Source organism: Streptomyces sp. NPDC090077, assembly GCF_044747545.1.
Taxonomy (GTDB): domain Bacteria; phylum Actinomycetota; class Actinomycetes; order Streptomycetales; family Streptomycetaceae; genus Streptomyces.
Genome location: NZ_JBIVEG010000071.1, coordinates 1 through 1,773 on the forward strand (window position 1 = coordinate 1; position 1,773 = coordinate 1,773).

The following is a 1,773-nucleotide window of genomic DNA, read 5'->3' on the forward strand; positions in this document are numbered from 1 at the left end:
CGCGACAGATCGCTACGCGCTCCTCCCGGCCAAGCGTCCGGCGACCGCCTGGGGCTGATACCTGCACCAAAAGTCGCCCAGAGCAGTGCGGAAGCACAGGGACGCGTCAGATCGCTACGCGCTCCTCTGATCTCGGCGACCGACGGCCGTCCGGGGCTGATACCCGCACCAAAGGTCGATCAGGGCATTGCAGAAAACGGGCGGGACCGTCAGTGGGGACGGCGGGCGAGGACCTGGCCCGGCCAGTCGCCCGACATGAAGGCTTCGGTGCGGGTGAAGCCGTTGCGCTCGTAGAACGCGACCAGCTCGCCCCCGCCGCCCGCCCAGCAGTCCACGCGCAGGAGGTCCAGGCCGGCCCGGCGGGTCTCGTCGGCGGCATGCGCCAGCAGGACGGCGCCGATGCCCAGATCGAGCCGCTGCCGGTCGGAGACCAGCAGACGGACGTACAGCTCGGGTTCCCCGGCCGCCTTGATGGGCATCTGGGGGCTGGGGCCGGAGTCCAGGACCATCGCCCCGACGGGCGTCCCGTCCAACTCCGCGATCCACGGGGTGTTCTCGGTCAGGTACCGCTCGACCCGCTCCACCCCGCCGGGCTTCTGCGAGTACGGGGTGGTGCCCCACTGCTCGGTGTTGCCACGGGAGTTCATCCACGCGACGGCGCCGTCGAGCATGTCGAGCACGGCCGCCGCGTCCGCGAGGACACCGGGTCGGATCCGTATGCCGGTTGTCGTGTCGTTCATCCTCGAACCCTAGTGACGCCCTCCTCCTGACCCGAACAGGTGGAGCCGGGGTGACGCGCCAGAGCGCCTGTTCCAGCGGATCGATTCGCCACCTGACACCCCTCCTAGGGTCCCCTTCGTGCGCTTTCGATCACTTCCGGAAGGGATTCCCCTCTCATGAAGCTCCGCAGCACCCTCGGCGCCTGTCTCGGCGCCCTCACCCTCGTCCTGTCGATGTCCGGCTCTGCCCAGGCCGCCCAGGGCAACTTCCACTTCAAGTACGTGGACGGCTACGGCCACGAGCAGTACGCCACCCTGCACGACCCGCACAGCGGCAAGTGCATCAACCTCTACCCGGTCGGCGATGACGACGAACTGCCCGGCTACGCCCCGCACAACCAGACCGACACCGCCGTGACGGTCTACCTCAACCCGAGCTGCGAAGGCCCCCAGTGGCGGCTCAGGGCCAACGGCTCACCGGCCAAGGACACCCTGGAAGTCCGCTCCGTCCGCTTCGACGCCCCGTAGGACCGGACGCAGTCGCGGGCCGCCCGTTCTTGTTGTCGGGTGCAGACGCCGAGGTCAGAGAAGCGCGTAGCGATCTGCTGCGCCTGATCGCTCCCCGTATCGCCCTGATGAACCTCTGGTGCGGGTATCAGCCCAAGGCGGTCGCCGGACGCTGAAATCCGAGGAGCGCGTAGCGATCTGGCGCGCCCATCCGCTCCCTGGGACGCCCTGGTCACCCTCTCGTGCGGGTACCAGCCGCAGGCGGTCGTCGGACGCCGAGACGGGAGGAGCGCGTAGCGATCTGTCGCGCTTGGGTGGTCCGTAGCGTGCTCTGAGCGACTTTTGGTGCAGGTATTCGCGCCCCTGGCCCCGGACCGGGACTGGACGGGCCCGGATGCCCGGCGGGCCGGGCCCCGGCCCCGTCGCCTCATCCCTGACGGACCCGCCCCTCCTCCTCTGGACCGTGCCGTTTCTTTGGGGGTTTCCCGGCAGTCTTTCGGCTTTCCGGGGCGGGTCGGCCTGTCAAGGGTGGCCGAAGGCCATCGCG

Annotated in this window: 2 protein-coding genes; one reads left to right on the forward strand and one right to left on the reverse strand. The window is 69.4% G+C overall.

Annotation, left to right across the window (positions count from 1 at the left end):
- Positions 1 to 209: 209 nt before the first annotated feature.
- Positions 210 to 740, reverse strand: coding sequence for a GNAT family N-acetyltransferase (locus ACIPW5_RS39860; RefSeq protein ID WP_401256422.1), 531 nt, complete (start codon positions 738 to 740; stop codon positions 210 to 212).
- 156 nt (positions 741 to 896) lie between these two features.
- On the opposite strand from ACIPW5_RS39860, the gene ACIPW5_RS39865 reads away from it, so the two are divergent.
- A complete protein-coding gene (locus ACIPW5_RS39865) occupies positions 897 to 1,247 on the forward strand; it encodes a hypothetical protein (protein WP_401256424.1) in 351 nt (116 codons plus the stop codon).
- Positions 1,248 to 1,773 lie beyond the last annotated feature (526 nt).